Source organism: Rhizobium sp. Rhizsp42 (genome assembly GCF_047304155.1).
GTDB lineage: Bacteria > Pseudomonadota > Alphaproteobacteria > Rhizobiales > Rhizobiaceae > Rhizobium.
Genome location: NZ_JBGLYS010000020.1, coordinates 29,958 through 54,444, shown reverse-complemented (window position 1 = coordinate 54,444; position 24,487 = coordinate 29,958). Strand labels below are relative to the sequence as shown.

Below are 24,487 nucleotides of genomic sequence, written 5' to 3'. Positions count from 1 at the left end.
GCCGTTAGACTTTATGAAGGATCAGCTGGCCGCGCGGGCGCCTTGCATCGGCCTGAGCACGCTCATCAGAGCGCCGTAGGGCAGAAGCATCACGAGGCCGACCAGAAGCTTCACCCAGAAATCACCGATCGCCCAGGAAATCCAGCGCGGTGCCTCGGCGGCGAAAACGCCGAGAACGGGCGACGCCTCGAGCGCGAACGGCTCGTTCGGGCCGAGGAAGACGAAGAAGGCGGCGAAGGACAGCGAGAAGAAGATCGCCGTGTCGAGCATCGAGCCCAGCAGCGAGCCGACCAGCGGCGCCCGCCACCAGGCCTGCCGGCGCAGCCGGTTGAACAGCGCGATATCAAGCAACTGGCCAGCCAGATAGGCCGTACCGGAAGCGATCGCGATGCGCGGCACCGATGTGAAGAAGGAGAGCGCCACGCCCACGAGGAAGCCGGCGAACACCACCTTGCGCGCCGCCTGCGGCCCGAACTGACGGTTGGTGAGATCGGTGATCAGGAAGGCGACCGGATAGGTGAAGGCACCCCAGGTGAGCAGATCGGCGAGATTGACGCCTGCGAACGTGACGTTCAGCGGGAACTGCACGAGGAAGTTCGACGAAACGACGACAAGCGTCATCAGGGCGACGTAGATAAGGGTATAGCGCGTCTGAAGCATTTTTTTATCCTGGGGTATGCCACCAGTTGGAGGAACAGTCCGGCAAAGCAAAAGGCTTGAACGGGATTACCGTGCAAGCCTTTTGAAGCCGTATAGCTAAATGTCGGTTGTTGCTTAGGCAGCAACAGCCGTTTCAGCGGTCTTCTTGACGATCTGGCGGCGCAGCAGACGAGCGCGCATCGACAGTTCGTTTTCGCTTGCCTTGATCAGGAAAGCATCGAGACCACCGCGATGCTCGACGGTACGCAGAGCAGCAGCCGAAACGCGAAGACGGTAACGCTGGCCGAGCGCGTCGGAGATCAGCGTAACCTGGCACAGGTTCGGGAGGAACCGGCGCTTGGTCTTGTTGTTGGCATGGCTGACATTGTTGCCAACGAGGACTGCCTTGCCGGTCAATTCGCACATGCGGGACATGGGACACCTATTCTTGTTTTTCTCGGCCATCGATTGCCGACCCGCGCAAAGTCGAGCTTGCAATCCATCAGGCCATGATTGGAAAGTTGCGGTTCTATAATCAGACAGACCGTGCACGTCAAGCCAAACCTTGGCCTTTCCGGCGATTCAGTCCAAAAGCCTCGCAATTCCGTCAAAAAGCTTTTGTTCTCTAAAGGCCACGACAGGCGTATAGACCGTATCTCGCGACCTGACCAGCGCACCGAACAAGGTTCAATTCATGGCTCATTGGGGCAAACGCATTTTCATTTCCGCCTTGGCGGGCCTGATGGCCATTCCGGCAGGCGCCGCCGAAGTCGTGCATCATACCGAATACAAGGTCGCGCTCGGCATCATCACCATCGCGCGCGCCGCCTTCATGACCCGTATCGAGGACGACAAGACCTACCGCGTCTCCGGCGATATCAGCTCGGCCGGCCTCGCCGATCTCGTCACCACCATCTCGGCCAAGACCAGCGTCGATGGCCGGCTGCGCGGCAACCGCATGCAGGCGGACCATTATCTGCTCTATTACAAGAGCGGCAAGCGCGCCCGCACCTATGATGTCCGCTATTCCAACGGCAACATCACCTCGACGACGGTGAAGCCGCCACGCCAGCCGCCGAAGAACTGGGTCAACGTTCCGGCCTCGGACATGCGCGCCGTGCTCGATCCCATTTCCGGCCTGATCTTCCCTGCTGACACCAATGTCTGCGCGCAGAAACTGCCGATCTATGACGGCGAGATGCGCATGGATCTCGTGCTGTCGCCGAGCGGATCGAAGGATTTCTCCACCCAGGGCTTCACCGGCAAGGCCACCGTCTGCAACGTGCGCTTCGTGCCGCGCTCGGGCTACAAGAAAGGCCGCAGCGACATCGAGTATCTGAGCAAGAGCAGCCGCATGGAAATCTGGTTTGCCAAGGCCGATGCAGCCAACGTCATAGCGCCTGTCTTCGTTCGCATCCCGACCCAATACGGGCCGGTGACCATCACGGCGGTGAAGTACAGCGCAAGCTGACGGAGCGGCTTGGACCGCATTAACTGCGACCCACAAATGAAAAGTGCGGCAATCATGCCGCACCCCCTGTTTCTAACGTCGATCCGACGATCCCGAACCCAGCAGGCGTATCGCGCACGCCTGCCTGTTGGTGATTAGGCGGCGCGATACTCGCTGCTTGGGAGACATCTCGCAACCGGATCGCCGGGCGAGCGCCGCTTAACGCATCGCGATGACCATCTTGCAGAGCTTGACGAGACTGCCGTCGAAGCCACCACCGCCACCGGCCAGGATATCCTTGCAGCGCACCTTCATCTTCGCCCGGTCACCGGATGACATGTCGTTGAAGGCCTGAAGCTGCCTGCTATTCATGTTGTTGGTGCTGTTTCGCCCGTTGGTTCCGTTGGTGCCGTTGGTACCATTGGTCGGGTTGTTCGGGTTCTGCGGATCATCGGTACCCGGCAGGCCGAGATTGAGGTTCAGCAGCGTGTTGGTGCCGAGCGCCACCTTGGCCTTCGCCCCCAGCAGGCTGGAACCGCCGACATTGGCGTTTACGCCTGTGTTGAGCCCGCGCGATCCGCCGACGCTTGCGGTGTTGCCGACGCCGAGGCCGCCACCACTGCCACCACCTATAGAGGTGTTCGTGCCGACACCACCGGAGCCGCCAACCGACGCCGAGACACCAAGACCGCCACTGGAGTTGCTACCGACGTTTGCATTGACGCCGCTGGCGCCGCCGACCGATGCGGTTGCAACATTGCCGTTTCCGCCGACATTCGCATTGACGCCATTGGCGCCGCCGAGCGATACGCTCAGCCCATTGCTGGTCCCGATGCTGAGACCATTGCTGCCGCCGACGTCAAAGGCGCTCGCGGGCAGCGGAGCCAGCAAAGCGGCGCAACTTACTGCCAGGACAGCATATTTCGATGCACTATAGTTCATTCCAACCTCCACGAGATGCTGCCGGACCCAATGCCCAGGCAGTCGAAACCAATGAAGGGAAGCGCGCATTCCCGAAGCGGCGGTCTGTAACCGAGAGTGGAAGCCAGCCCGCCTCTACATGAAAACAAGAATATGCGTAAATTCTAACATTTCAATGTGTTTCGCGTATAGGTTTTGTAAGCCTCGTAAGACGGATAACATATTATGAATAGCTAATGCAAAATACATGCACAACCGGAGACATATGCCTCCTTAAATGGGACGGATTGCAGCAGGATGAGACGCCCAGGTGGAATGAGGCGAAACAGGGGCGTGCGATGTGTACCCGTTCTGGAATATAAGCGCTGATTTATACAATCAATGATACGCATTCCATCATTTACCTCGCGCGCCAAAATGAAACGGCCGGCACCGCGTTTAGAGCCTTTCCTGGTTAGCTTGAAGCATTCTGCCGGAGCAGGTTTTCGTCAGGGCAAAGGCGATTGGCGAAGGGCATACCCCAGGTACGGTCGAGCCGATCGCCCTTGATCCTGGCGGAAAGATGCCCGGCCCCTGCGGGGTTGGCTGAAACGGGCCGCCTGATCGTCCGGCCGGCTTGGCCGTATGCGTTGGCTACGACGCGCGCCGGCCGAACGACCATTCGACTCCGTTTGAGCCAACAGAATGCTTCAATCTAACCAGGAAAGGCTCTAAGCGATGCCGGCCGTCTCGATCATTCTGATATGACGATCAGAATTCTTCCCAGCTGTCCGCCGCTGGAGCGGCCATGCCATGGGCCCTGGCGACGCGCGAGACCAGATGCAGGGCCGGCGAGCTTTGCGCTGCCCTGGACGGTGGCCTGATGGCGTAGGCCTCGCTCAGCTTGAACTGTGCGATAAGCCCGCGCAGCGTCTCGGCCTCGGCCGCCAGCTTGTGGCTTGCCGCCGTACTCTCCTCGACCATGGCAGCGTTCTGCTGCGTCGATTGGTCGAGCTGGTTGACCGCCTGATTGATCTCCTTCAGCCCCGTCGCCTGCTCCTTGGAGCCTTCGACGATCGCCACGACATTGACGTTGATGTCGTTGACCTGGCTGACGATGGTCTCCAGCGCCTTGCCAGTCTGCCCGACCAGATCGACCCCGTTGCGCACCAGCTCGCTGGACTTGGTGATCAGAGACTTGATCTCCTTGGCCGCACTGGCGGAGCGCTGCGCCAGTTCGCGCACCTCCTGCGCCACGACCGCGAAGCCCTTGCCCGCCTCGCCCGCCCGCGCCGCCTCGACACCGGCGTTGAGAGCCAGGAGATTGGTCTGGAACGCGATGTCATCGATCACGCCGATGATATTGGTGATCTCGCGCGACGACTGCTCGATCTGGTCCATCGCCGCCACGGCGCTGCGAACGACCTGGCCGGATTGCTCCGCCCCCTTCTTGGTCTGGGAAACCAGCTTGCCGGCCTCGTCGGCGCGATGGCTGGAATCGTTGACCGTGGTGGTGATCTCCTCCAGCGCCGCCGCCGTCTCCTCGACGGAGGCCGCCTGCTGCTCTGTGCGCTTCGAGAAGGAATCGGCCGTCGAGCCGATCTCGCGGGAGCCGGCGGCGATCGCATGCGCGTTCTCGCCGACGGTCTTCATCGTCTCCGAGAGCCGGGCGATCGTCGCGTTGAAGTCATGCCGCAGTTGCTCCATCGAAGGGACGAAGGCGGTCTCCACGGTCTTCGTCAGATCACCCTCGGAAAGCCCGCGCAGCGCCTGCCCAAGCAGGCCGATCGCGCTCATGCGCTGCGTCACGTCGGTGGCGAACTTCACCACCTTGTAGACCCGGCCATTGGCATCGGTGATCGGGTTATAGGCCGCCTGGATCCAGATCTCCTTGCCGCCCTTGCCGTAGCGAACGAACTCGTTGGCGATAAACTCGCCCGCCGCCAGCCGGCGCCAGAAGTTGGCGTATTCCTCGGTGCGCGCGTAGGATGGTTCGCAGAACATGCTGTGATGCTTGCCGACGATCTCATTCAGCGAATAGCCGAGACCGTTGCAGAAGTTTTCGTTGGCCGTGATGATCTCGCCTGTCGGCTTGAACTCGATGACCGCCTGCGAACGCGAGATCGCGTCCAGCTTGCCGGCGTCCTCGACCGCCTTGTTCTTGGCATCCGTAATGTCGGACGCGAGCTTCACCACCTTGAACGGCTTCCCATGCTTGAAAACCGGATTGTAGGAGGCCTGGATCCAGATCTCCCGCCCGCCCTTGGCGAGCCGCTTGTAGGCGCCGGCATCATATTCACCGCGGCCAAGCCGGGCCCAGAAATCGCGATACTCCTGCGATGCCGCCAGCGCCGGCTCGCAGAACATGCTGTGGTGCTTGCCGACGATGTCGGAAAGGCTGTAGCCGAGAGCATTGCAGAAATTCTCGTTCGCCTTCAGCACATTGCCTTTCAGATCGAACTCGATGATTGCTTGCGATTTTGAAATCGCACCGAGGATATATCCCGCATCAGATGCCAGACCGAACATTCCCATCCCCTTGCCTGCGACGCCAGCCATTGGCGTTGCGCGTTGTTAGGAGAGGCATCGGGAACGCGTTCCTTCGAAGATCTATGGGGCAAATCCTGACAGCAAATAACAACTATCTCAGATCGCATCCACCGAAGCTCTCACAACCGATGATCATGCCGCGAGAGTTAACGCCCGGTATACAACCAATATCTAATTTAAGGTCGCAACCCTGCGAAAACTCATAGTGGATTTCTTATATTTCAGGGGCAGCGCGACCGCCCAATGAAAAAGGGCGCCCCGAGGGACGCCCTTTTGAACATGTCGACTATTCAAGCCGTAACGGCTTATTCCGAAGCCGCATCGGCCAAAGCTGGCGCTTCGCCGGCGCCGGCATCGCCTTCAGCAGCCGCTTCGCCTTCGGCGCGACGCGGACGGCGCGGACGCGGGGTGGCGGCGCGACGGCGCGGCTGGCGGGTCGTTGCCGCACCGCTTTCCTCATCCATCGAAACCTCGGCCGGAATGCCTTCGATCTCCGGCTGTGGGCCGGTACCGTCGATCACTTCAGGCTGGGCTGCGGCTGCAACCGGTGCCGGACGCTCTTCGCGACGGCGCGGCTGGCGAGCCGGGCGCTCTTCGCGGGGCTGCTCCTCGGCGCGCGGCTGCGGCTGGGGCTGCTCTTCGCTGCGCGGCTGCTCGTCGTTCTGGCGGCGTGGCTGCTCTTCGTCGCGGCGCTGGCGCTGCTCGTTGTTGAAGCGGCGCTCGTCCGAACGGCGGCCCTGCTGCTCGTCATTCTGACGGCGCGGCTGCTCATCGTTGTTGCGGCGCTGCTGGTGCTCCTGCTGCTGGCGCGGAGGCTGAACGACCACGACGTCGTCATTGTCGCCGCCATCCATCTCGTCGCCATCGCGCTCACTGCCGTCGCGGTCGAATTCGCCGCGGTCGTCGCGCTGGAAGCGTTCCTGCATCTGCGCCTGTGCGGCGGCAATGATGCGGTAGTAGTGTTCGGCGTGCTGCAGGTAGTTTTCAGCCATGACACGGTCGCCGGAGCTCTGCGCGTCGCGACCGAGCTGCGAGTATTTTTCAGCGATGTGCTGCGCGGTGCCGCGGATCTTCACGTCTGGGCCGGAGCTGTCGTAGGTCCGCGTCAGCGGATTGCCGCCCTTGCGGTTGAAATTGTTATTGTTGTTATTGTTATTTCCGCCGCCGCCGCCGTTATTGTTGGTACGCCCGCGACCGCGTTTGTTCTGCTGTCCTGGCCTCATCGATCGTTCACCTGAATTCTCTGTTTGTGTGGAGTGATGGCACCGTCAACCGTGGTCGTTCGTCCGACTCAGGGTATTCGTGCCGCAAGCATAATGCGCCTTTGCGCCAACCTGCCGCTTGTTCTCAAGTCAGTTTGACTGATTCACGCATTGGGTCGTCTTCAACCTTTGAAACTCTCGTTTAAGAGAGTGGACCCCCGAGGCCGAGCTAGCTTCGAACGAACAATCGTTCTGACCTATCTCTCCAATACGTGGGGGCAACCTATATTGCTTCCCGTTTAAATCCAAGCCTTTTCTTCGCAATGACACCAATGGACTAGTCTATTCAGCCGCTTGTTGCCGATCAGCTACGGGCGAACACGAGCACACGGTCGTTGTGGCCGTAATCCTTCACCGATTCCAAGCATTTGAAGCCTTCAGCCTCAAAAACTTCGGTCACTTCCGTTCGCTGATCGTAGCCTATCTCGAGCCCTATAACACCGTCTGGATGCATGAACCTTGCGGCATCCTTGGCAATGGAACGGTAGGCGTCAAGCCCATCCATGCCGCCATCCAGTGCGGCGGCCGGATCAAATTTTGTCACTTCGGGAGCAAGAGTGTCAACGACACTGGACGCTATATAGGGCGGATTTGAGACAATAGCGTGAAACTTCCCGTCTATGGCCTGAAACCAGCTGGATTGCACCGCCTTGAAACGCTGCTGCAGCCCGTTTCTTTCCGCGTTGGATTGCGCCGTCTTCAGCGCGTCGACGGAGATATCGCTGCCAATGCCCGATGCCTGCGGACATTCCTTGAGCAGCGCGAGGCATATCGCCCCGGTTCCCGTTCCCATATCCAGTATATGGAGATCGCCGTGCTTGCCCGCAAGGTCCCTCATATAGGGAAGCATGGTATCAACGAGGATTTCCGTATCCGGCCTCGGCTCCAGCGTCTCCGCCGAAAGCGATAAAGGCAGGCCGTAGAACTCGCGCTCGCCCAGAATGCGATGCACCGGCTCATGCGCCAGCCTGCGGGTGATCGCGTCATCGATCCGTGCGGCGGCCGCATCCTCGACGACATCGCCACCCCTTGTCAGCATCTCGGTCGTGGTAAGTCTGAGCAGCCCCGAGATCAAAACGCGCGCGTCGGCGGCCGGATCGGCCACGCCGGCCTCGGTGAAGCGTCGCCGTGCCTCGGCCAGAAGCTGGGAAACCGTCGCGCCGACCTGTTTCCCTTGATCGCTCATGGCTGCTGCTCGCCGAGCTGCGACAGCTGGCTCGCCTGGTAGTCGGCCATCAGCGCATCGACGATCTCGTCGATTTCGCCGACCATCATGCGGTCGAGCTTGTAGAGCGTCAGGTTGATGCGGTGGTCGGTGACGCGCCCCTGCGGGAAATTATAGGTGCGGATACGCTCGGAGCGGTCGCCGGAGCCGACCTGGCTCTTGCGATCGGCGGAACGCTCGCTGTCAGCGCGCTGGCGCTCGGCGTCGTAGAGACGCGACCGCAGAACCTGCATCGCCTTGGCGCGGTTCTGGTGCTGCGACTTTTCCGAGCTGGTGACGACGATGCCCGTCGGCAAGTGGGTGATGCGAACAGCCGAGTCCGTCGTGTTGACGTGCTGACCGCCGGCGCCCGACGAGCGCATCGTGTCGATGCGGATATCCTCGGCGCGGATCTCGATGTCGATCTCCTCGGCCTCCGGCAGCACGGCAACCGTCGCCGCCGACGTATGAATACGCCCGCCCGCTTCCGTCTCCGGCACGCGCTGAACGCGGTGCACGCCGGATTCGAACTTCAGCTTGGCGAACACGCCCTTGCCGGTGATCGTCGCGATGATTTCCTTGAAACCGCCGGCTTCACCCTCGCTGGAAGAGAGAACCTCGACCTTCCAGCCATGCGCCGCCGCATAGCGCTCGTACATGCGAAACAGGTCGCCCGCGAACAGCGCAGCCTCCGAGCCGCCGGTGCCGGCACGGATTTCGAGGATGGCGCTCTTTTCGTCGGCCGCGTCCTTGGGCAGAAGCAGGATCTGGATTTCCTGCTCCAGCGCCTCGATCCGCTCCTTGACCTCGGGGAGCTCCATCTCGGCCATGTCCCGCATCTCGCGGTCGACGGTCTTGTCGTCGAGCAGCGTCTCAAGATCGGCAAGCTCCGACAATGCCTTTTCATAGGCGCGAATCTTGGTCACGACGGGCTGCAGCTCGGCATATTCGGAGGCAAGCTTGACGTAGACGTCGGCCGAGGGGCCGGCCGACATGCGCGCTTCGATCTCGCCGAAGCGGCGTTCCAGCTCGCGCATCTTTTCAACGGGAAGCTTCGCCACCCTCACTCCAATTCTGTTTGTCTCTGGCTACAGAGGGATGTTGTGTGTTTCGGCGAAATGGGCCAGCAGTTCGCGCATCGATGTCGGCGTCGTCGTATCGTCGAGCGCCTCGTGCATCGCCTTGGACAGCGCGCCTACGTCGAGGCCGAGCAGCATTGCCTTGACCGGACCGATGGAGGCCGGCGACATCGACACCGAGCGGAAGCCGATGCCAAGCAGCGCCATGGCCGAAATCGGCTTGCCCGCCAGTTCGCCGCAGAGCGTTACCGGCGTGTTGTTGCGCTCTCCTGCCCGCACGATATCGCGCAGGATACGCAGGAACGGCTTGTCCAGCGTGTCGAAACGATCGGAGACCCGCGCATTGCCACGGTCGACGGCCATCGAGAACTGGAACAGATCGTTGGAACCGACCGACACGAAGTCGACCGCCGCCATCAGCTCGTCCAGCTGCCACAAAAGCGCCGGCACTTCCAGCATGGCGCCGAACTGCAGCTTGCGCGGCAGCCCGTGGCCGAAGCGCGACAGACGCTGCACTTCCTTCTGCAGCAACTCGCGCACCGCGGTAATCTCCGATACCTCGGTCACCATCGGCACCATCAGCTTCAGTTCCATGCCGGCGGCTGCCTTCAGCATGGCGCGCAGCTGCGTGCGCAGAAGACCAGGGCGGTCGAGCGACAGGCGGATCGCCCGCCAGCCGAGCGCCGGGTTCTCTTCCTCATGGCCGCGGAAATAGGGCACGACCTTGTCGCCGCCGATATCGAGCGTGCGGAAGGTCACGGACCGGCCGGCGGCCTGCTTCAAGACGTTGCGGTAAAACTGCTCCTGCTCTTCCGCCTTCGGAAGCGTGGATGCGATCATGAACTGCAGCTCGGTGCGGAACAGCCCGATGCCCTCGGCGCCCGATTCCGACAGTTGCGGCAGGTCGACCAGCAGGCCGGCATTCATCTGCAGCGACACGCGCTGCCCGTCCTTGGAGAGCGGCTCGACCGCGCGCAAGGCCCGGAACTGCTCCTGCCGGCGGGCGCGGAACCGCACCTTCTCCTCGTAGGAACGCTGATGCTCCGGCAGCGGCCGCAGATGCACATGGCCGCCATCGCTGTCGATGATCACGGCGTCGCCATTGTCGGCAAGCGCCACGATCCCGGCCGCCTGGCCGATGACGGGAATGCCCATGGCGCGCGCGACGATGACGACATGGCTGGTCACGGCGCCCTCTTCGAGCACCAGACCGCGAACATTGGCGCGCGGATAATCGAGCAGCTCGGCGGCACCCATGGCGCGCGCCAGGATGATCGCGTCCGCAGGGAAGCCATCGCCCGAGGTGCGGCCGGTATAGCCCGTCAGCTGGCGCAGCAGGCGGTTCGCCAGATCTTCGAAATCATGCATCCGCTCGCGCAGATAAGGGTCCGTCAGGCGCATCATCCGCGCCTTGGTGTCGCTCTGCACCTTCTCGACCGCGGCTTCCGCCGTCAGGCCGTTGCGGATCGCCTCTTCGAGCTTGCGCACCCATCCCTGGTCATGCGCGAACATGCGGTAGGTCTCAAGCACCTCGCGATGCTCGCCCTCCATCGAGACGTCGCGCTGCGAGAGCAGATCGTCGATCGAGATGCGCAGCGAACCCAGCGCTTCGGCAAGCCGGCGGATTTCCTTGTCGGCATCGTCGTTGAGAAGATTGGTGACGACGATGCGCGGCTCGTGCAGCACGACATAGCCGAGGCCGATGCCTTCATTATAGGTGTCGCCGTCGATGGTGACCGAGCGGGTGAGATCGAGCTCGAGCCCCGGCTTGGTGAGCTTCTTCAGCTCGCCGGTGGCGATCATCTCGGCCAGCACCATCGCCGTCGTTTCGAGTGCTTCCAGCTCCTCGTCGCGATAGTTGCGGCTGGCCTTGTTCTGCACGACGAGAACGCCGAGCGAGCGGCCGGCGCGCAGAATCGGCACACCGAGGAACGAATGATAGATCTCTTCGCCCGTCTCCGGCAGGTAGCGGAAGGCCGGATGCGATTGCGCGTCGGAGAGATTGAGAGGGGCGGCCGATGCGGCGATCGTGCCGACGAGGCCCTGCCCCATTTTCAGCTGCGCCAAGTGGACAGCTTCGCGGTTCAGACCTTCGGTTGCATAGAGTTCGAGCACGCCGTCGGAACGCAGAACGTAGACGGAGCAAACCTCCGCCACCATGTTGCTGGCGATCTGGCGAACGATCCGGTCAAGACGCTCTTGTGGCTCCAGCGGCTCCGCCATCAACTCGCGCAGCCGCTTGAGCAGCACGCGCGGACCGCCGGAAAGGTCTCTCATTGCGTCTCAAGCTCCAAAAACAGAAGGCAAAGTGGCCCGGCAGATCGCCGCGCCACTAATCAACTTGTACGCGCGGCGGCCCTGCTGGGAATCAATTCTTATCCAGACCGTAGCAGGAATGCAAAGTCCTGACAGCGAGTTCCGCATAAGGACCATCAATCAGGATGGAAATCTTGATTTCCGAGGTGGTGATCGCCTTGATGTTGATGCCTTTATCGGCAAGTGCCTTGAAAGCGGTCGCCGCGACGCCGGCGTGGCTGCGCATGCCGATGCCGATGACCGACACCTTCACCAGGCCCGATTCGTTCTGCACGACGTCGTAACCGATCGTATCCTTGTGCTCGCCGAGCACCTTGATGGCCTTGTCCACGTCGCCCGACGGCACAGTGAAGGTCATGTCGGTCTTCGAGCCATCTTCCGAGATGTTCTGGACGATCATGTCGACATTGATGTGGTTCTCGGCCAGCGGTCCGAAGATCGCGGCGGAGACGCCCGGGCGGTCGGCGAGACGGCGAAGCGAGATCTGCGCTTCATCCTTGGCATAGGCGATGCCGGTGACTACTTCCTGTTCCACGATTTCTTCCTCGTCACAAATCAGCGTTCCGGGCGGATTCAAGAAATCACCCATGCCCGGAGCATCGGGATCCTCAAAAGACGAACGCACGAAGGTGCGCACCTTGTGCACCATGGCAAGCTCGACGGAGCGAACCTGCAGCACCTTGGCGCCGAGCGATGCCATTTCGAGCATTTCCTCGAAGGCGATCTTCTTCAGGCGGCGCGCCTGCGGCACGATGCGCGGATCGGTCGTGTAGACGCCGTCGACGTCGGTATAGATGTCGCAACGGTCAGCCTTGACGGCGGCGGCAATTGCGACCGCCGACGTATCCGAGCCACCACGGCCGAGTGTCGCGATGCGGTTGTCGGGGCCGAGACCCTGGAAGCCGGCGACGACGGCCACCTGGCCCTCGCCCATGCGCTTGATCATTTCAGAGCCGTCGATCTCGAGGATACGGGCGGCGCCATGCGCGTTGTCGGTGCGGATCGGGATCTGCCAGCCCTGCCAGGAGCGGGCGTTGACGTCCATGGCCTGCAGCGCGATCGCCAGAAGACCCGAGGTCACCTGCTCGCCGGAGGCGACGATGGCGTCGTATTCGCGGGCATCATAGAAAGGCGAGCTTGCGCCGACGACCTTCGGCGTGTTCTGCACCCAGCCGACCAGCTCGTTTGTCTTGCCCGACATGGCGGAAACGACGACGGCCACTTCATGACCGGCATCGACCTCGCGTTTGACGTGGCGGGCAACGTTCTTGATACGGTCCAGATCAGCGACGGATGTTCCGCCGAACTTCATTACGATGCGTGCCATAAGCCTCTACCACAGCAAACCGCCGGGAGAGACGAACGCCAGACCCGGCACGACGAAGCCTTGGAAGCCACGGGCCGAAGAGCCGGAATTGGGAGGTTCTGGAACCCTTCTAAAGCCCTGCGCCCAAGGGCCCAAGTTGCGGCGTCTCTTAACGAGTTTGTGAGGGGGTGGCAAGGTGGGGAAAGGAGAATGACGGCCTCAATTGCGCGTGTAATTTGCAGGCCGCGCGAGGTAGCGCCGAACCGCATGTGACATGACTATGACAATCCCGCGAGGCGCTGGGCCACCAAAGCGCGCTGCCCCGTCCCCGCACATTTTTCGGCGTAAAGATTAGATTCAGCTTTTTTTGGTAATTTCCCGTTAGCAATACCCTTTGATGTTCCTGGCGCCACCTGAGTTCGGCGTCCGGCCTGTAATGAGTAACGGGTTCCCAATGCGTTTTTCGGCTGTGCCAGCAATCTTCCTTGCCTGTCTGACCCTTGCGGGTTGCACGTCGACGTCTGGCCCCGACGTCTTGGCTTCAGCCGCCCCGTCGCGCGAAACGACAAGCTCGGTGGCCCCGCCCGCGGCCGTTCCGTCCGCCCCCGTTCCCGCATCGGATGTCGGCATGTCAGCCGGGCAGGCCGCGCCGCACCAGGAAGTGCTGGCATGGGCCGGCCCGATCCCGGAATCGAAGGCCTTCGAGTCCGCCGACCGCGCCGTCGGCGCACCGCTTCCCGCCGAGCGCCCGATGGCAGCTACGGAGGTCGCGATGATGACGCCGCCGGCACGCCCGCCCGTTGTCACACCCGTTGCCGCCCCGATCATGCAGCGCCCCGATCTTCCCGATATGGAAGAGACGGCGCAGCCGCGCAGCCGCAGCAAGCTCTATAGCCGCCAGTTCCGCGACGCCAAGCCGATCAACTTCGGCCGTTCCTCGCCGCACAAGCTCGCCGTTCACGGCGTCGACGTCTCGCGCTGGCAGGGTGATATCGATTGGCCAAGGCTGCGCACCCAGGGCGCCAACTTCGCCTACATCAAAGCCACCGACGGCGGCGACCACCTCGACCCGATGTTCCGCACCAACTGGCGCAAAGCCAAGGAAGCCGGCCTGAAGCGCGGCGCCTATCACTTCTTCTACTGGTGCCGCACCGCCGGCGAACAGGCCGACTGGTTCATCCGCAACGTGCCGCGCGATCCCGATGCGCTTCCGCCCGTCATCGACGTCGAGTGGAACGGCGAATCCGCCTGCAAGCGTCGCCCCTCGACCGAAAACGTGCTCGAGAAAATGCAGGTCTTCATGGACAAGCTTGAGCGCTATTATGGCAAGCGCCCGGTAATCTACACCGCGCCCGACTTCTATGCCGACAACCTGCAGGGTGCCTTCCAGAACTATCCCTTCTGGCTGCGCTCCGTCGCCGCCCATCCGTCCAAGCGCTATCCCGGCCGCAAGTGGCTCTTCTGGCAGTATTCCGGCTCGGGCCTGTCGCATGGCGTCGAGGGCAGGATCGACCTCAACGTCTTCAACGGCAGCCCCGATCAATGGATGCGCTGGTCATCTGGACGCCCCAGCGACCGGATGATGGCCGCCAACGACTGACGATCCGACAGCGATCAACCTGCACTGATATCGATCGGGCATAGGCACAACCGTGGCGCGGCACACCCGCTGCCACGGCGCAACAATTTTGTCACACCACTAAAATTCGGGTGTCGCGTATATTTCCAAGCATAGGTAACTGTGATTCTTCTTCAATCGTAAGTATGCGGCGTAGATTGATTCGCGAATGTCTTTGATGCTGAATGATTTGGCGGAGATTCCGAATGGGAAATCTTGATATCGAAACCTGGGCACTGGCCCGCGCCCATCACATTGTGTTGAACGAGGGACTTAACCTTGCGAAGGCGGCGCAGGACCTGGATCGCAAGCGCTCCAGATCGCTGGTCTACGAACTGCGCAAGGTGATCGCAGCGGCAATACTCGAAGCCCACGCGGCCTCAAGCAAGAACGACGCGATGCCGCAGGGCTGAGCATCGCGCAATGATGGTGAGTTGAATGCCATCACAATTAATTGTTGCAACACTGTAAAATGCAACTAATCTTCCCGCTTGCGGCTGCGCATCGTGGGGAGATGTCATCATGCCATTCACAATAACGAAATCCATACCGGCAAGAGAACGCTGGACACGCGTCTGCGACATCAGGCAAGGCGCGACCTACGCCTTCACGGCATCGGGCCGATGGCAGGATTGGAAGATCGATGCAGGCGTAGACGGCTATGACCGGCCGTGGCTGCGACCGTTTACCGGATTGAGAGTCATGCCCGAACAACAGTGGTTCGCCCTCATCGGCGCGATCGACAAGGATAAGGCAACGGCGTTTCTTATCGGAAAGTCCCGTCCTTCCTGGATCGCACCGAAAACCGGCGTCCTCTACTGCTGCGCCAATGACATTCCATGGATGTACTGGAACAACTCCGGCGCGGTCGAGCTGACATGCATTGAGCTCTAGCAACGCCGAACGCCCGAAAGACGCAGTTGCGTCACACCTAAGAAACGGGCAGCCTAGAGCATGTCGCGCAAGAGTGTGAAGCGGTTGCAGGCGCGGGGGCCGGCCGATCATGACACGCATGCAGAAAATCGGCGTGGTTCTCGGCCTTGCGCTCGTCGCGAGCTTCACGCTGCTGCGCGCCACCGATCCGCCGCTGCTGCGCCAGATCCGCGACATCACCTTCGACGAATACCAGCGCATCTCCCCGCGCAAGTTCGAAAACACCCCCGTCCGTGTCATCGATATCGACGAGGCGTCGCTCAGGGAATTCGGCCAGTGGCCATGGCCGCGCGACCGGCTGGCGCTTCTGGTGCAGCGCTTGTCCGACATGGGAGCGGCGGCCATCGCCTTCGACGTGCTCTTCGCCGAGGCCGACCGCCTGTCGCCACGCTCCATCATGCGCGATGTCGCCGGCATAGACCCGACACTCCTTAGCCGACTACCTGACAACGACCAGCTCTTCGCGCAAGCCATCGCCGACAAGCCCGTCGTGCTCGGCTTCGGCCTCTCCATGGACGGCAGCTACAAGCCGCCCGTCAAGGCGGGCTTCGCCTTCACCGGCGAGAGCCCTTTCAACGCCCCGCCGCGCATGACGGCGGCAACGCCGGTGCGTCCGCAATTGCAGATCAACGCCACCGGCCTCGGCCATATCAGCCTCAACCCCGGCACCTATTCCGCCACGGTCCGCCGCGTACCCCTGCTACTCAGCGATGGCGAACAGCTCTATCCGAACCTGGCGCTGGAAGCGCTGCGCGTCGCTCAGGGCGCCTCGACCTATATCGTCGCGGCTGCCCCCGATATTCCCGACACGCTGACCTCGATCAAGGTCGGCGATTTCGTGGTGCCCGTCACCTCGTCCGGCGAACTCTGGCTCTACACCAGCCCCGATATCGCCGATCGCTACATCTCCGCCGGCAAGGTGCTGGCGCCCGACGGCCCCGCGCCGGATGTCGCGGCGGCCGTGCAAGGCAGCATCCTCTTCGTCGGCACCTCGTCCGCCGGCCTGCAGGATATCCGCACCACCGCGCTCGGCGAAAACGTGCCCGGCGTCTCCATCCACGCTCAGACCGTCGAGCAGATACTCTCCGGTCACTTCCTCTCTCGGCCGGATTGGGCCGATGGCATGGAGATCCTGCTGATCGCGGTGTTGGGCACCTGCCTTGTCATCGTCACCACCTTCGTCAGCCCCGCCGTCGGCCTCGCCTGGGGCCTGATCGTCACCGCGCTCGCCTTCGCAAGCTCCTGGTTCGCCTTTTCGCGATGGGGTCTGTTGTTCGATCCGCTCGCCCCGATCGTCGCCGCCTCGATCATCCACTTCGCCGCCACCTCCTTCCGCATCCTGGTCATCGACCGCGAGCGCCGCGAGGTGCGCAAGGCATTCGGCCAATATCTCTCGCCTTCACTGCTCCACCGCATCGAGCACAATCCGGATGCGCTACGCCTCGGCGGCGACGATCGCGAGCTGACGGTCATGTTCGTCGACGTCAGGGGGTTCACGACGCTGAGCGAGCGCCTGCAGCCGGCCGAAGTCGTCCGCTTCCTCAACACGCTGCTCGATGCGCTGAGCCGCCATGTGGTCGCCAATGAAGGCACGCTCGACAAGTTCATCGGAGATTCCATCATGGCCTTCTGGAACGCGCCCGTCGATGTCGCCGACCACCCCGCCAAGGCCGTCCGCGCCGCCCTTGCCATGCGCGAGACGCTGGCGACGTTGAACGCGACCGATGCCTTCGGCTTCGGCGAAGAATACAAGGTGGGGATCGGCATCGGCATCCATACGGGCCTCGCCTGCGTCGGCAACATGGGCGCCGAAAGCCGCTTCAACTATTCCGCCGTCGGCGACGCGGTAAACGTCTCGGCCCGCATCGAGGGCTGCTGCAAGGAAGTCGGCTTCGATATCCTGGTGTCCGAGACCACGGCCGCGGCCCTGCCGCACTTCGCCCTGCTCGATGCCGGCTCGCTCGGCCTGAAGGGCAAGAGCACCCGCACCCGTCTCTACGCCACGCTGGGCGACGAGACGGTGGGCCTGTCTGCGACCTTCGCGCTGCTCGAGACCGCGCACCAGGCTCTGGTCGAAGCCTTCGCCACCCGTTCAGCCGACAGCCGCAAGCTGCTGGCAAGGGTCCGGCAGCGGGCGCAGCCCTACCCGGCGACACTGCCGGAATTCTACCGCCGCCTCGCCCGCCGAGGCGATCATTTCAGGGAAACACCGACCGAAGACCCCGCCCCGCTATCGGAGCAGGCGTCGTGAAGTTCGCAATTGTCAGGATGAACTCGGCCTAGTCGCCGTTACCGTTACCGGCATCGCCACCACCATCGCCGCCGCCGCGGTCGCGCATATGGCGACCACCTCCGCCCTGCCAGCCACCATTCTGGTCACCGTTCCTGCCATGCCACCCGCCACGATGCCCGCCCGAGCCGGCCCCATCGCCGCGCCCGGCGCCATTGCCAGCCCCGGTCCCGGCACCGCCCTGGCCACCATCGCCGGCAGCGGACCCTGCCCCGCCGGCCTGCGCCTGACCATCATTACCAGGCGAAGCACCGCCCCGCGGGCCGTCATGATGCCCGCCGTGCCCGTTGCGGCCACCATCGGATCGGCCCCCACGATCCCGGCCGCCATTGTTCCTGCTTCCGCGATCTCGATCGGCATGATCGCGACCTCCATCGCGAGTGGCACTGCCGCGATCGGCGTGATCCCGCGCACCGTGATTGTCGCCACCACGATCCCGCGACCCCTCGTGCCGGTTGCCCCAACCGTCGCGCGGCCCATGCCCATTTTGACCGTCGTGATTCCCGCTGCGCTGGCCCCAGCCGCCGCCGTCATTGCCCCGGTCATGATGCCCGTCGCGGTCATGGTGGTGATGATCATCGTCATCCCTGTCGTGATGATGCTTGTCGGGGCGATGATGATGCGGCTTGTCCGGCTTATGCGGTTTATCCGGCTTCTGTGGCAGGTCCGGTGCCTTCGGCGGCGCCTGCTCCTGCGGCGGAAACAGTGTCGGCACCGGCGTGCTCTCTTGCGGCCGGTCCTGGCGCTCGGCGCGCATGCTGCGCAGGCCGCAGCTGGTGCGGATATTGCCGAGCGGCCCTGACAATTGCTGGTTTCCCGAGAGGAACGGCAGCGCCTTGTTGTTTCGCAGCGTCCGCAATGTCGTCTCGTCCACCTTGCGCGGATCCGACACCCCGCCACCGCGCGATGCGATCACGCAGTCGCACTGCTCGCGCAGCTGCTTGCACCCACCGGCGCCGCAGAACTGTGCCGAGCCGTTGAGAAGCACCATCGCCGTCGTGCCATTGGGCGCGACATAGACGTCGAACGCCGTGCCGCGCACGCCGATCGTTCCCGCCGGTGTCACGATCGAATAGGCCGATGAGGAGGAATTGCCGCTGATCCAGCGAAACGTGCCCTTCGCCGCCTTGATCGTCAGCTTCTTGACCGAGTTGGCATCGTCGTAAACGTAGCTGTCGATCACCACCGACGAGCCGGCGCCGACGGCAAGCTTGGTACCATCCCGGAAGACGAATTGACCAAGCCCGCCGATCGAGGTGCGGATGCGTTCGTCGCGATGAACAGGGTCCTTGACCACCAGAGGCCCGTTTTCTCCAGCCACCTCTGTCTTGATGAGAGTCGCCTCGCCGACCGCAACCTCCGCGAACGCCGGAAACGGGAAACACAACGGAAAACACATGGACAGGCCGAGCATGGCGGCCAATGCATTACGCGCACGCAACATCGCCCTTACCCTCAACAATATATTAAGTATATCACAATGTGTTGATGTATGTCGCCTTATCCACTTGTAGTAGCCAAGCGCCAAAGTCGGGCACCACCGCGACCACGCGACACCGCCCCAGGCTCTTGACTTCCCGCACCGTTCGTCCGACTTCACTTCTGAGCAATCAAGGAGCATGACCATGACGGAAGCGGCGAAGAGCACCATCGACCAGAGCGAAGTGGACCGCTTCTCGGCCATGGCCGCCGAGTGGTGGAGCCCGACCGGCAAGTTCAAGCCGCTGCACAAGTTCAACCCCGTTCGCCTCGCCTATATCAGGGACAAGGCAGCCGAAAACTTCGGCCGCGATCCACGCTCGGCCCGCCCGCTGGAAGGCCTGCGGGTGCTCGATATCGGCTGCGGCGGCGGCCTGTTGTCGGAGCCGGTCGCCCGCATGGGCGCGACCGTCATCGGCGCCGATCCTTCCGAAAAGAACATCGGCATCGCCTCGACCCATGCGAAGGCCTCCGGCGTACCGGTCGATTACCGTGCGGTGACGGCCGAACAGCTGGCCGAAGCCGGCGAGACCTTCGATATCGTCCTCAATATGGAAGTGGTGGAACACGTCGCCGACGTCGATTTCTTCATGACCACCTGCGCGAAAATGGTCCGCCCCGGCGGCCTGATGTTCGTGGCAACAATCAACCGCACGATGAAGGCCGCAGCGCTCGCCATCTTCGCCGCCGAAAACGTCCTGCGCTGGCTGCCGCGCGGCACCCACCAGTATGAGAAGCTGGTGCGCCCGGAAGAGATCGAAAAGCCGGTGACTGCGGATGGCCTCACCATCATCGACCGCACCGGCGTGTTCTTCAATCCGCTGTCCAACCAGTGGAATCTCTCGCGGGATATGGACGTGAACTACATGCTGCTCGCCAAGCGCGGGGCGTAAGCGCACCCGCCTGCCATCCGACTAGACTTTCAACGTCCTGACATGTGCAAGCAGATCGGCTTGCGTCTCGGCGTTGCGCGCCGCCAGTTCCTTGACGCGGGCGCGGTCGATCTCGACCGCTGCCCCGTCAGGCCCAAAGGGTATCTTGAACGTGAAGGCCCGGGCGCTCGGCCCGTGATCGGCCAGATGCTCGAAGCGTTCGACGGCCTCGGCCCAATCGGGCCGATGATGCGGCTCCACCCACCAGAGAACGAGCGGTGGCCATGATGGTTTGACGTTCCAGTTGCGCGCGTGCTTCAGCGCATCGGCATGCACGCCGTCATAGCTGAACGCCATCAGCGATTCGATATCGGCCCAGAGCGACAGGGACGATGGCGCGCTATCGAAACCGCTGCCCTCGATGAAACGCGGAAAGACCTGCGGCCCCCAACTTCGCACGCCGGGTTCGCCGGCATAACCGGAGCGGCCGACAAAGCCGCAAGCGCGCCGTGCGGCCTCGAAATTGGCCGGTTCACGCAGCCGAAAACCCTCGACGGCGTCGCTCTCGAAGGGCGCCACATGCAAACCGAAGTTATACATCGCAAGGCGCGCTTCAGAACTCATCCTAGTGCACGTCGTCGGGAAGCACGGGAAGGGCGGCGATCTCGATGCCTTCGTCGAGAAGCGCCTGCGCCTCATCCGGCGTCGTCTGGCCGATGATCCCACGCGCATCGGCTTCGCCGTAATGGATCTTGCGCGCCTCCTCGGGGAAGCGCTCGCCGACATCCTCGGAGTTGGCCTTGATCGCGGTCACCGCCTCTTTCAGCTTCTGAAACGCCTCGCGGCGCACGGCATCCATGGCGACCGTCTGCATCTGGTCCTTCTTGCGCGCGGTCGAGACCGACGGCGCCATCAGCACCTTGGAGACGGCGGCCGAATTGCAGGTGGGACAGGTGAGAAAGCCGGATGCGACCTGGCGGTCGAAATCGGCGCTTTCGGAAAACCAGCCTTCGAACTCATGGGCATTGTCACAACGCAGCGAATAACGGATCAAGCGGCCACGCCTCCGGAGACATCGCCGCCAACCGTCTCGATCGAGAACTCGCGGGCATTCTTCAAATTGGGGATCTTGTCGCGCGCGGCCTTCACGGCGGCCGGATCGATCTCGGCGATCACGATCGCCTCGCCGGTGCCACCAGCGGATGCCAGGATCTTGCCCCAGGGATCGATGATCATCGAATGCCCGAAGGTCTCGCGCCCATCCTCATGCACGCCGGCCTGCGCGGCGGCGATCACGAACATGCCGTTCTCGATGGCACGCGCCCGCAGCAGGATTTCCCAATGCGCCTCGCCGGTCTGGCGCGTGAAGGCGGCAGGCACCGTCATAACCTGCGCTCCGGCGACCGCCTGGGCGCGAAACAGCGCCGGGAAGCGAACGTCGTAGCAGATCGCAAAGCCCATCTCTGCAAACGGCAGCGACACGACGCGCGCCTCCTGCCCCGGCCGATAGGCAGCGCTCTCGCGCCAGCTCTCGCCATTGTCGAGATCGACGTCGAACATGTGGATCTTGTCGTAGCGATTGAGGATCTTGCCATCGGGACCGAAGAGATAGCCGCGATTGGCAAGCTTGCCGTCGTCGAGCGCGATCGCGGTGGAGCCGACATGCACGTAAATCTGCAGTTCGCTTGCGAGCTCTCGCGCGGTGCGAACGATGATGTCGTTGGCCTCGTCGCGCAGATGCAGCTTGCCGGCGGCGCGGTCGCGCTGCAGCATTCCGGTCATCTCGGGCGTCTGCACATAGGTTGCGCCCGAGGCGGCCGCCTCGCGCACCAGCCGCGCCATGGCGGCCGCGTTGCGCTGCGGATCGATACCCGAACACATCTGAATGGCGGCGGCCTTGAAGGTCATCGGCTTGTCCTAAGCGGCCAGCAGCGGGTCGAGCTTGCCCGCACGCTCCAGCGCATAGAGATCATCGCACCCGCCGACATGCTTGTCGCCTATGAAAATCTGCGGGAAAGTCGAGCCGCCATTGGCGCGCGCGATCATCTCGGCGCGGACGGCCGGCGTCACACTCGCATTGTGCTCCACGAAATCGACACCCTTCTCGGAAAGAAGAGACTTGGCGCGAACGCAAAAACCGCAGCCATCGCGCGTATAGATCGTAACCGGTACCATCGTAACTCCAGACAAGGCAGTAATCTCCCTGTCATATAGTTTCGGATAGCGCCCTTGCAAAGGTCAAAACCGTGATATCGGCGGCACCCGCGCGGCGCAGCACCCTGGCAGCGGCCGCTACCGTCGCGCCGGTCGTATAGACATCGTCGATCAGCACCAGCCGCTTTCCGAACACATCGCCCTCGCGTCCCTTAGAGACCGCAAAGGCGCCGCGCACATTCTCCTGCCGCGCCTTGGCGCCGAGCCCCACCTGCTGGCGCGTGCGGCGAACGCGCAGCAGCGTCGCGGACAGCAGCGGGCGCTCTGCCTGTTTTGCCATGTGGCGCGCCAGCTCCGCCGCCTGGTTGAACCGGCGCGACAGGATGCGTGTGCGATGCAGCGGCACCGGCAGGATCGCATCGCAGCGCTCGACGGCGCCATCGGATGCCCGGAGCATCCACGCCGCCATCATCGGCGCCAGGTCGGTGCGGTCTCGGTATTTCAGCCCGTGCACGAGATTGCGCACCGCCTCGTCGTGAAAGGCCGCCGTGCGCAGACGGTCGAAAGGCGGTGGGTCGGCGATGGCGGCGGCACTCAAAATCCCCGGGCCGAGATCATGCGAGAAGGGAATGCCGAGAACCTCGCAATAGGGCCGCTCGATGAAGCGCAGCGCCGACCAGCATTTTGGGCAGACGCCGCGATGCCGCCCCGTCGATACGCCGCAGACGGCGCAGGCGGGCGGGTAGATGAGGTCGACCATGGCCGAGAGCGGACGCCTCAGCGCCCGGTCGATCCCCGCCAAACCTTGCCATCCCCGCAACCCCATGGCGAACGATAGCGCATTTCGCGCAACAGGAAAATCGCCTTGCCGCCCCGGCCCGGCAGGATTATTGACGTCGGCATGGACATCATCTTCGATACCAACAGGATCGCGGCGAACCGGCACCGCGCGCTTCGCAACAACGATCCGAAGGCAAGCTTCCTGCTCGATATCGCAGCCGACGAACTGGGCGAACGCCTCGCCGTCGTCGAGCGCACCTTCGAGCACGCCGTCGAACTGCATGGCGCGACCGGATCGGCCGCCCGCGCCGCCAAGGCCACCGGCAAGATCGGCAGCCTTACCCGCGTCGAAAGCGAACAGGCCTACGCCACGTCCGACGACGCCTTCATCGAAGCGCCGCTGGAGATGGTTCCGCTGGAGCCGCAATCGGCCAATCTGGTGATCGCGCCGCTCAGCCTGCACCTGACCAACGACACACCCGGCGTCTTCATCCAGATTCGCCGCGCGCTGCGCCCCGACGGCCTGTTCCTCGCCGCCATTCCCGGCTCCGGCACGTTGCAGGAACTGCGCGAGGTCCTGCTCGCCACCGAGATCGAGATGACCGGCGGCGCCAGCCCGCGCGTCATTCCCTTCGCCGATGTCCGCGATGTCGGCGGCCTGATGCAGCGCGCCGGTTTCGCGCTGCCGGTCATCGACGCCGAGACCTATACGGTCCGCTACGATTCCATCTTTCCGCTGATGCGCGACCTGCGCGCCATGGGCATGACCAATCCGCTTGCCGAGCGCAGCAGCAAGCCTCTGACGCGCGCCTTCTTCATGCGCGCCGCCGAGCTATACGCGGAACGCTATTCCGATCCGGATGGCCGCATCCGTGCCACCTTCTCGATCATCTATGTCTCGGGATGGGCGCCGCATGAGAGCCAGCAGAAGCCGCTGCGACCGGGATCGGCGAAAGTCAGGCTTGCCGACGCATTGAAGGTCGAGGAGCACAAGCTCAAGCAATAGAGCTTTTCGCTCTAACCCCGCTCAGGTGAGCGACGGTATCTTGCTTGCGATGATGGTGAAGACGTTGTTCAGCTGTCCGCTGAGCGCGCCGACGCCGGTGATAAGCGCGGTGGCGATAAGGGCGGCGATGAGGCCGTATTCGATAGCGGTGGCGCCGTTACGATCGGCGACAAATGCTTTCAGAAGTCTCGTCATTCGTCCCTCGTCGCTCGACATCACAGTCGATTTCTTTACTTCGCCTCGGGCCCCAGGCCCTCAGCAGCCAACACCGCTTCCATAGCCCTGCACCACGCAGACGGAGCCCGGCGTATCCTGCAGAATGCTGCGACGGATCGTGTAGCGCTTGCCGTTTTCGCTCTTCGGGCCGTTCTCGCCCTTCGGGATAGAACCCGTCGTGATGGAATCGAATTCAGACGGCGCGCTGGCGAAGACGCTCGACTTCGACTTGTCGGCGAGCATCGGTGTCAGGATCAGTGTCAGGGCCACGACGGCCGTGCCAAACAGCAAGGCGATGTTCAGCGCCCCCGTCTTGCGCGAGGAAACCGAAGCCTGCTCTTTCTCCCGAACTGCTTTCCAGAAATCGTCGTCCATGCGTCAAGCCTTCTACACACACGCCAGTTGCTTGATTGAGGCCGATCTTTGCCAGAAT

General features: G+C 62.8%; 24 protein-coding genes. 7 read left to right on the top strand and 17 right to left on the bottom strand.

The genetic code is table 11. The features are described 5' to 3' along the window. Positions 1–21: 21 nt before the first annotated feature. On the bottom strand, positions 22–660 hold the full coding sequence (locus ACCD05_RS19100) for a queuosine precursor transporter (protein WP_047508556.1): 639 nt from the start codon (positions 658–660) through the stop codon (positions 22–24). Between the two features lie 114 nt (positions 661–774). Then, the gene (gene rpmB / locus ACCD05_RS19095) at positions 775–1,074 is read right to left on the bottom strand and encodes a 50S ribosomal protein L28 (RefSeq protein WP_026283561.1); all 300 of its coding nucleotides are present in this window, start codon (positions 1,072–1,074) and stop codon (positions 775–777) included. Between the two features lie 259 nt (positions 1,075–1,333). Between rpmB and ACCD05_RS19090 the strand changes: the two genes are divergently transcribed. After that, positions 1,334–2,110, top strand: coding sequence for a DUF3108 domain-containing protein (locus ACCD05_RS19090; RefSeq protein WP_112943782.1), 777 nt, complete (start codon positions 1,334–1,336; stop codon positions 2,108–2,110). Positions 2,111–2,308: 198 nt separating this feature from the next. Here ACCD05_RS19090 and ACCD05_RS19085 read toward each other — a convergent pair whose 3' ends face one another. The 7 genes from ACCD05_RS19085 to ACCD05_RS19055 form a co-directional block, all read right to left on the bottom strand. Next, on the bottom strand, positions 2,309–3,031 hold the full coding sequence (locus tag ACCD05_RS19085; protein ID WP_413394646.1) for a hypothetical protein: 723 nt from the start codon (positions 3,029–3,031) through the stop codon (positions 2,309–2,311). 729 nt (positions 3,032–3,760) lie between these two features. Further along, entirely contained in the window at positions 3,761–5,518 is a 1,758-nt protein-coding gene (locus tag ACCD05_RS19080; protein WP_413394644.1) for a methyl-accepting chemotaxis protein, read from the bottom strand. Between the two features lie 326 nt (positions 5,519–5,844). After that, a complete protein-coding gene (locus tag ACCD05_RS19075) occupies positions 5,845–6,762 on the bottom strand; it encodes a DUF4167 domain-containing protein (RefSeq protein WP_413394642.1) in 918 nt (305 codons plus the stop codon). A gap of 343 nt (positions 6,763–7,105) precedes the next feature. After that, positions 7,106–7,987, bottom strand: a complete 882-nt coding sequence (prmC, locus tag ACCD05_RS19070) for a peptide chain release factor N(5)-glutamine methyltransferase (RefSeq protein WP_413394640.1) — start codon at positions 7,985–7,987, stop codon at positions 7,106–7,108. Next, complete coding sequence (prfA, locus tag ACCD05_RS19065) at positions 7,984–9,066, bottom strand: peptide chain release factor 1 (RefSeq protein ID WP_112943779.1); 1,083 nt, start codon at positions 9,064–9,066, stop codon at positions 7,984–7,986. The genes prmC and prfA overlap by 4 nt, the downstream gene beginning before the upstream one ends. A gap of 27 nt (positions 9,067–9,093) precedes the next feature. Continuing rightward, positions 9,094–11,361, bottom strand: coding sequence for a phosphoenolpyruvate--protein phosphotransferase (gene ptsP, locus ACCD05_RS19060; protein ID WP_018901545.1), 2,268 nt, complete (start codon positions 11,359–11,361; stop codon positions 9,094–9,096). Positions 11,362–11,452: 91 nt separating this feature from the next. Then, positions 11,453–12,727, bottom strand: a complete 1,275-nt coding sequence (locus ACCD05_RS19055; protein ID WP_026283559.1) for an aspartate kinase — start codon at positions 12,725–12,727, stop codon at positions 11,453–11,455. A gap of 433 nt (positions 12,728–13,160) precedes the next feature. Here ACCD05_RS19055 and ACCD05_RS19050 point away from each other — a divergent pair, with 433 nt between their 5' ends. The 4 genes from ACCD05_RS19050 (at position 13,161) to ACCD05_RS19035 (ending at position 17,508) form a co-directional block, all read left to right on the top strand. Continuing rightward, positions 13,161–14,306, top strand: coding sequence for a GH25 family lysozyme (locus ACCD05_RS19050; RefSeq protein WP_413394637.1), 1,146 nt, complete (start codon positions 13,161–13,163; stop codon positions 14,304–14,306). 224 nt (positions 14,307–14,530) lie between these two features. After that, positions 14,531–14,737, top strand: a complete 207-nt coding sequence (locus ACCD05_RS19045; RefSeq protein ID WP_018901542.1) for a hypothetical protein — start codon at positions 14,531–14,533, stop codon at positions 14,735–14,737. Positions 14,738–14,846: 109 nt separating this feature from the next. Next, complete coding sequence (locus ACCD05_RS19040; RefSeq protein WP_413394635.1) at positions 14,847–15,218, top strand: hypothetical protein; 372 nt, start codon at positions 14,847–14,849, stop codon at positions 15,216–15,218. Positions 15,219–15,327: 109 nt separating this feature from the next. Next, complete coding sequence (locus ACCD05_RS19035; protein WP_413394633.1) at positions 15,328–17,508, top strand: CHASE2 domain-containing protein; 2,181 nt, start codon at positions 15,328–15,330, stop codon at positions 17,506–17,508. A gap of 28 nt (positions 17,509–17,536) precedes the next feature. Here ACCD05_RS19035 and ACCD05_RS19030 read toward each other — a convergent pair whose 3' ends face one another. Continuing rightward, positions 17,537–18,991, bottom strand: coding sequence for a FecR domain-containing protein (locus tag ACCD05_RS19030; RefSeq protein ID WP_413394631.1), 1,455 nt, complete (start codon positions 18,989–18,991; stop codon positions 17,537–17,539). A gap of 181 nt (positions 18,992–19,172) precedes the next feature. On the opposite strand from ACCD05_RS19030, the gene ubiG reads away from it, so the two are divergent. Beyond that, positions 19,173–19,919: a bifunctional 2-polyprenyl-6-hydroxyphenol methylase/3-demethylubiquinol 3-O-methyltransferase UbiG gene (gene ubiG, locus ACCD05_RS19025; protein WP_112943775.1), complete on the top strand. Its 747-nt coding sequence runs from the start codon at positions 19,173–19,175 to the stop codon at positions 19,917–19,919. Between the two features lie 21 nt (positions 19,920–19,940). Here ubiG and ACCD05_RS19020 read toward each other — a convergent pair whose 3' ends face one another. The 5 genes from ACCD05_RS19020 to ACCD05_RS19000 are packed head-to-tail and all read right to left on the bottom strand — an operon-like array spanning position 19,941 to position 22,878. Next, complete coding sequence (locus tag ACCD05_RS19020) at positions 19,941–20,522, bottom strand: DUF3291 domain-containing protein (RefSeq protein ID WP_413394629.1); 582 nt, start codon at positions 20,520–20,522, stop codon at positions 19,941–19,943. A gap of 1 nt (position 20,523) precedes the next feature. After that, complete coding sequence (locus tag ACCD05_RS19015; protein WP_018901536.1) at positions 20,524–20,952, bottom strand: DUF1178 family protein; 429 nt, start codon at positions 20,950–20,952, stop codon at positions 20,524–20,526. Next, positions 20,949–21,806, bottom strand: coding sequence for a carbon-nitrogen hydrolase family protein (locus tag ACCD05_RS19010; RefSeq protein WP_413394627.1), 858 nt, complete (start codon positions 21,804–21,806; stop codon positions 20,949–20,951). Before ACCD05_RS19010 ends, ACCD05_RS19015 begins: the two co-directional genes overlap by 4 nt. A 9-nt stretch (positions 21,807–21,815) precedes the next feature. Beyond that, a complete protein-coding gene (gene grxC, locus ACCD05_RS19005) occupies positions 21,816–22,073 on the bottom strand; it encodes a glutaredoxin 3 (protein WP_112982391.1) in 258 nt (85 codons plus the stop codon). 31 nt (positions 22,074–22,104) lie between these two features. Beyond that, positions 22,105–22,878: a ComF family protein gene (locus ACCD05_RS19000; RefSeq protein ID WP_413394624.1), complete on the bottom strand. Its 774-nt coding sequence runs from the start codon at positions 22,876–22,878 to the stop codon at positions 22,105–22,107. Between the two features lie 75 nt (positions 22,879–22,953). Between ACCD05_RS19000 and ACCD05_RS18995 the strand changes: the two genes are divergently transcribed. Further along, entirely contained in the window at positions 22,954–23,838 is an 885-nt protein-coding gene (locus ACCD05_RS18995; protein WP_413394713.1) for a class I SAM-dependent methyltransferase, read from the top strand. Between the two features lie 21 nt (positions 23,839–23,859). Here ACCD05_RS18995 and ACCD05_RS18990 read toward each other — a convergent pair whose 3' ends face one another. Together ACCD05_RS18990 and ACCD05_RS18985 are read right to left on the bottom strand one after the other, a co-directional pair. After that, entirely contained in the window at positions 23,860–24,033 is a 174-nt protein-coding gene (locus ACCD05_RS18990; protein ID WP_052214040.1) for a Flp family type IVb pilin, read from the bottom strand. A 60-nt stretch (positions 24,034–24,093) separates the two neighbouring features. Next, a complete protein-coding gene (locus tag ACCD05_RS18985; RefSeq protein ID WP_413394622.1) occupies positions 24,094–24,429 on the bottom strand; it encodes a hypothetical protein in 336 nt (111 codons plus the stop codon). Positions 24,430–24,487: the final 58 nt, after the last annotated feature.